Annotated in this window: 5 protein-coding genes and 1 pseudogene; 3 read left to right on the top strand and 3 right to left on the bottom strand. The window is 46.5% G+C overall.

Annotation, left to right across the window (positions count from 1 at the left end; genetic code table 11):
* Positions 1 to 230, top strand: a pseudogene (locus tag A3751_RS11700) (PadR family transcriptional regulator); the annotation flags it as partial.
* Positions 231 to 305: 75 nt separating this feature from the next.
* Complete coding sequence (locus tag A3751_RS11695) at positions 306 to 2078, top strand: DEAD/DEAH box helicase (RefSeq protein WP_068456118.1); 1773 nt, start codon at positions 306 to 308, stop codon at positions 2076 to 2078.
* A 52-nt stretch (positions 2079 to 2130) separates the two neighbouring features.
* Here the strand turns inward: A3751_RS11695 and A3751_RS11690 are convergent, their stop codons facing one another.
* On the bottom strand, positions 2131 to 2535 hold the full coding sequence (locus tag A3751_RS11690; protein ID WP_068456115.1) for a cytochrome c5 family protein: 405 nt from the start codon (positions 2533 to 2535) through the stop codon (positions 2131 to 2133).
* Between the two features lie 338 nt (positions 2536 to 2873).
* On the opposite strand from A3751_RS11690, the gene A3751_RS11685 reads away from it, so the two are divergent.
* A complete protein-coding gene (locus A3751_RS11685) occupies positions 2874 to 3083 on the top strand; it encodes a cold-shock protein (RefSeq protein ID WP_068456112.1) in 210 nt (69 codons plus the stop codon).
* Between the two features lie 32 nt (positions 3084 to 3115).
* On the opposite strand, the gene A3751_RS11680 is transcribed toward A3751_RS11685, so the two are convergent.
* On the bottom strand, positions 3116 to 4537 hold the full coding sequence (locus tag A3751_RS11680; RefSeq protein ID WP_068456109.1) for a hypothetical protein: 1422 nt from the start codon (positions 4535 to 4537) through the stop codon (positions 3116 to 3118).
* Positions 4538 to 4593: 56 nt separating this feature from the next.
* The coding region (locus A3751_RS11675) for a 2-oxo acid dehydrogenase subunit E2 (RefSeq protein ID WP_197466293.1) at positions 4594 to 5592 on the bottom strand (999 nt) is incomplete at its 5' end.

Raw genomic sequence — 5592 nt, 5'->3', positions numbered from 1 at the left:
GCACAGCAGCGGGAGACGAGAAAAGTATTTTTGAAGAACTGCAGAGGCATATCGCCCTGCATCAACACATACTTGAAAAGCTTCGCGGAATCGAAGCGGCCTACCACGCACTCCCTGAAAAACAGCAAGAAGCGCAACGCTTCCCGTTCATCACTTTAAGGAGGGGAATAATTGGAGAAGAAGCGTGGTTGCAATGGGCAACAGAAGCGACACAATTGTTTAAAAAATAATCAGGGCTTTTTGTGTCATGAACAAGTATACTCGCGCCCTCTTTAGACCCCCCTATCCCAACGAGGACAATTTTTGTGACCCAAGCTTCCAACAGCTTCAATGATCTGGGACTTCCAGATGCTCTTCTGCGCTCTATATCAGAACTAGGCTATGAACACGCCTCCCCCATCCAAGAACAAGCTATTCCAACGCTCATGCAGGGACGAGATGTTCTCGGACAGGCTCAAACAGGAACGGGTAAAACGGCCGCTTTCGCTCTACCAATACTGGCTCAAATCGACCCTAAAAATTCAGATACGCAAGTGCTTGTACTCGCACCAACGCGCGAATTGGCGATCCAGGTTTCAGAAGCTTTTGAAAGTTACTCAAAATATTTAAATGGCGTAAACGTACTCTCCATCTATGGTGGTCAAGCTTACGGCATTCAATTAAAGCAATTAAAACGGGGCGCTCAAATTGTTGTCGGCACACCAGGTCGAGTTATGGACCATATGCGACGCGGTAGCCTTAAAATTAACAACCTTAAAACACTCGTACTTGATGAAGCAGATGAGATGCTGCGCATGGGCTTCATCGATGATGTTAACTGGGTTCTTGAACATACTCCCGATTCACGTCAAATCGCGTTATTTTCAGCGACCATGCCAAAAGAGATTAAGCGTGTCGCAGACCAGCATCTAAATGATCCAGCACTGATCAAGATCGCGTCAAAAAATGCTACGGCAAGCACGGTTCGTCAGCGTTATTGGATGTGCAAAGGCCTAAACAAACTTGACGCTTTTTGCAGAATTTTTGAAGTAGAGCAACACGAAGGGGTGATTGTTTTTGTTCGAACCAAAGTATCAACTGAAGACATCAGCTCTAAGCTTCGTGCCCGCGGTTTTTCTGCTACAGCTTTAAATGGTGACATTCCACAAGCGGCTCGAGAAAAAACCGTTGACCGCCTGAAGAAAGGTGACATTGATATTCTGGTTGCAACCGACGTTGTCGCGCGCGGTTTAGATGTTGAAAGAATCAGCCATGTTGTAAACTTTGATATCCCATACGATACCGAAGCCTATGTACATCGCATCGGACGAACCGGACGAGCCGGACGCTCTGGCGAAGCTATCCTCTTCGTTGCGCCAAGAGAGCAAAGGATGTTGCGTTCTATCGAAAAGGTATCAGGAAAAACCATTGAACGTATGGAGATACCAAGCGCCAAACAAATTAATGAATTGCGTATAGAGCAATTTAATCAACAGATCATGGAAACCGTAGAAGCTGGCGACCTCAGTTTCTACCAAGATCTAGTAGATAAACTGATCGAAGAGCGACAAGTCGATCCCGCTATTGTCGCGGCGGCGCTTGCGAAGCTTTCACAAGGTGGTCGCAACTTATTAATCGACCCGAGAGAAGATCAGCGTCGAAAAGAGTCGGAGCGACCAGAGCGCAAGGAGCGATCCGAACGACCAGATCGAGGGCCACGAGAACGTAAAGAAGTGAAAGAAGGACCAATTCCTCCGCTACAAAAGTTCCCTGATGTTGATCTTAAACGCTACAAAATTCAGGTAGGCCACATGGACCAAGTAAAGCCGGGACAGATTGTCGCTGCGATCGCGAATGCCGCAGATCTCTCTAGTGACTACATTGGCCAAATCGAAATTTATGACACGATGACAACGGTAGACTTACCAGACGGAATGCCAAAAGCACTGCTTAAAACTCTTCAAAAGACACGAGTTGCACAACGACCGATGAAAATGGTTGAACTCTCAGCGGCTTTTCCGCAAAACGGAAGTGCGGATTCAGAGAGAAAACGCCCCGCAAAACGCCAACCTCGAAAAAGAGAGAGTCGAGACAACTAATTCAGACAAAAAAAAGCCCGCTCAATTGAGCGGGCTTTTTTTATATCTTTGTTTACTTGCTGTTATCAACCATGTACTTAACGGCATTTGCGATATCGTCATCAGAACAAGTCGCACACGTTCCTTTAGCAGGCATGGCATTAATACCATTGATCGCGTTTGCAATAACTTGATCAAGCCCCTTGTCCATGCGAGCGGTCCAATCAGCCACGTCACCTAATTTAGGCGCGCCCAGAGCACCCGTCGTATGGCAACCGGCACACACTCCGTTGTACAACTCTTCAGGGTCGCGCGGACCAGAAGCCACTGCCGCAGAAGCGGAACCACAATCCTCGCCCTCTACACATACACTACCTACTGGCATAGTGCGCTCTCGAATGCTTGCGTCATCCATTGCGGCTGTCGCCGTTAATGCTACAGCAGCAAGAGCCAGCGCAGCAGAGATAGTTATTACCATTTTTTTCACGTAACACCTCTTCGTTCGTTATATGTGTTAGGAGGAAACCGACAGAATCCAAAGTATAGGCCAAGCGCTCATGATCTTAAACGCCTAGCCAAAATGCTGTGCGCGATTTTAACCGCCAATTGCTGCGCGCCACAAGAAGATTTCTAATTTCAAAAGGTTATATAGAACATGGCCAATTGCGTTTTTTTTACTAAACTATAAATATTCGAGTAACAAATCCAATATATGCTCGAACTAGTGGAACACGAGAATAAAAATTAAGGACTCAACACCCCCACTTTTTTCTTGTGTTCAAACTGCCCAATACACAGTTTTTAAAGGTTTGATAAATGTCAGATAAGCGTTCCGGAACCGTAAAATGGTTCAACGAATCAAAAGGATTTGGATTCATTCAGCAAGAAAGTGGTCCCGACCTGTTTGTTCACTTTAGTAACATTGATGGAGATGGTTTTAAAACACTGTCTGAAGGTCAAAATGTTACGTTTATAGAGGGCGAGGGTCGCAAAGGCCCGCAAGCAGAGAACGTAACACCTGCATAATAAGCCTTAAACGACGACTGAAAAGTCGTCGTTTAACCCACCGTTTGTTTTAGTTTTCTAAACCGCTCATATCCTTCATAAAGCGCCTTGTTTAACTGAACGCGTAGTTTCTGCCAAGAACTGTACTCCACCACTCGTCTTTGATATAGATGCATACTGACGTATCCCCAAACCTCATACCAGCGGACAGGCCCCATCCCTTTCCCACAAATGCCAGTCTCTTTATCGAGCATCATTACCTGCATGAGCACATCTTCGTTCCTCGGATTCTGAAAACTCAAACCTAAAGACTTAAAGCCCATATATTCATAACGAGGAACAAATTCGGGAGCGCTGCCCACTAAAATGTAGTTCTTGCCAGCCGTTAATCCTTCTCGATACATACTTTCAAAAACACCCTGCAGAACATCCGTATCCTGATAATGGCGTTCAATACAAACTTCGGTAATTTCCATGATTTGCCCGTAATCAGGCAAAAGACTGAAGCTCGTGCGAGGCAAAACAGATTCGAGCTCAAGAGGCTTGTTGGTGCGCTCACCAAACACTAAGAGAGCGGAACCTATCACCCTTGCGTTGTGAAAAGCGATCAATATCCGGCCATAGGCATCTTGTTCCAACGCAAAGCGCGCAATGGGCTCATCTTTATCGCACAGCCCCAACCTGGCATAGGACTTTCTACGAAGTTTTAGCACGGCCTCATACTCTGCTTGGGTTTCTACAAATCGATACTGTACGAAGTTTTGAATACTTGTCGCTTCAAGCCCAGAGAGCTTTATTTCCTGAGGTGTCTTTTGTGCGAAGTGAAAACAATGCTGAGATAACTCTTTTTGCGCTAACTTAGGAAACGCCTCTACAGCCACGAAACAACTAATCAGGTTATCCTCTGTCAGGCTGATATTGGAGACCGTGCCAATCGCCTTTTGTAAACCATGAACAGTACCGAGGCTGAACTCGACTTTCATGCCGCTAAACAACGTAAAATCTGAATTTATATTTGAAGCAAAAAAGCCGTTAGCAGAAAGACTTTCAACCTCGAAATAAGAGCTTTGCTTGTAAGCAAAAGGGTGAACGAGTTGCCCTTTTAGACTCTGTTCAGGGCTAAGAGTAACTGGGTGAAAATTTCCATGCGGGTTGCTTTGTTCGTGCTCAATAACGGCGGATATTTTAGTGTTGCCGTGTCGATCCTCGCGCAAATCGATAATCAAACCATAAAGATCATATTCGTGATCAATCATTGGACTGACGCGCAACTTGATCGAACCACCGACAGCAAGATCATGCCGAGCACTTGCATCGATAACAACCGCGAAACCAATACTCGAAAAGTCGATGAGCGAGGCTTCCACCTCGCTACCGAGAACGGCAACGCTCGCTCTGAAACCGTGCCTGCCAGTTAACGCTTGCCGCGCGATTCGGCGGTCTTCATGCCGAATGAATCGAGTTTGAAACTCCATAGCTATATACCGTTGCCCTTATCGTTCTATTGCCTTATTGCGGGACTTCTAACAGTTTAAAACAAAAGTTCTCGAATATCCGACAAATATTTTGCGATCTGGGTGGTAAATCGAGCCGCGTCAGCTCCATTTACGGCTCTGTGGTCATATGAGAGCGAGAGTGGCAACATCAACCGTGGAGCAAACTTTTCGCCGAAATATACCGGTTTCATTTGCGCTTTCGACACGCCTAAAATCGCGACCTCGGGCTGATTAACGATAGGAGTGAACGCCGTGCCTCCAATACCGCCTAGGCTTGAAATGGTAAAGCAAGCACCTTGCATATCTGCAGGGGACAGTTTTCGAGCCTTTGCCTTTTCTGCCAAATCACCGAGCTCGGCGCTAATTTCCCATAGGTCCTTGCTCAACACATCCTTTATAACAGGAACGACCAAGCCATAGTTCGTATCTACGGCGACCCCTATATGATAATAGTGCTTCTGCACAATCTGTTGATTCGCGAGATCGATCGATACATTAAACTGCGGCAAATCCCGCAAGGCATGTGCGCTCGCTTTGATCAGAAACGGTAACGGCGTCAACTTCAAGCCTTTTTGCTCAGCATCTGATTTTTTCGACTTCCTAAATTGCTCTAATTCTGAAATGTCAGCTTCATCAAACTGAGTGACGTGCGGCACGTTGCTCCAACTAGATTGCATATTGCGCGCAGTCAAAACCTGCAACTTATCCATCTTTCGCGTTTCGATTTCACCAAACTTAGTGAAGTCTGGCAGCTCAGGAGAATTAACGACTCCCGCCACCTGCCCACTTTGAGCTGCCTGTACCTGAGTTTTTATGTAGGCATTCAAGTCATCTTTCTGAATTCGGCCCTTAGGCCCTGTTGCACTGACCCGATCCAGCTCAACACCAAGCTCGCGCGCGAGTTTTCTTACTGCTGGCCCAGCGTGGACACTATCCTGCCCAGATTTAATGGGCACTGGTTGATGCGGCTGAGGAGATGCTTTGGCCTCAGCCTGATTAACCCTCTCTGCCTGCGCTGAAGCGCCTTTTTTGGC

The organism is Oleiphilus sp. HI0080, from assembly GCF_001635135.1.
This window is presented reverse-complemented; position numbering and strand designations above follow the sequence as displayed.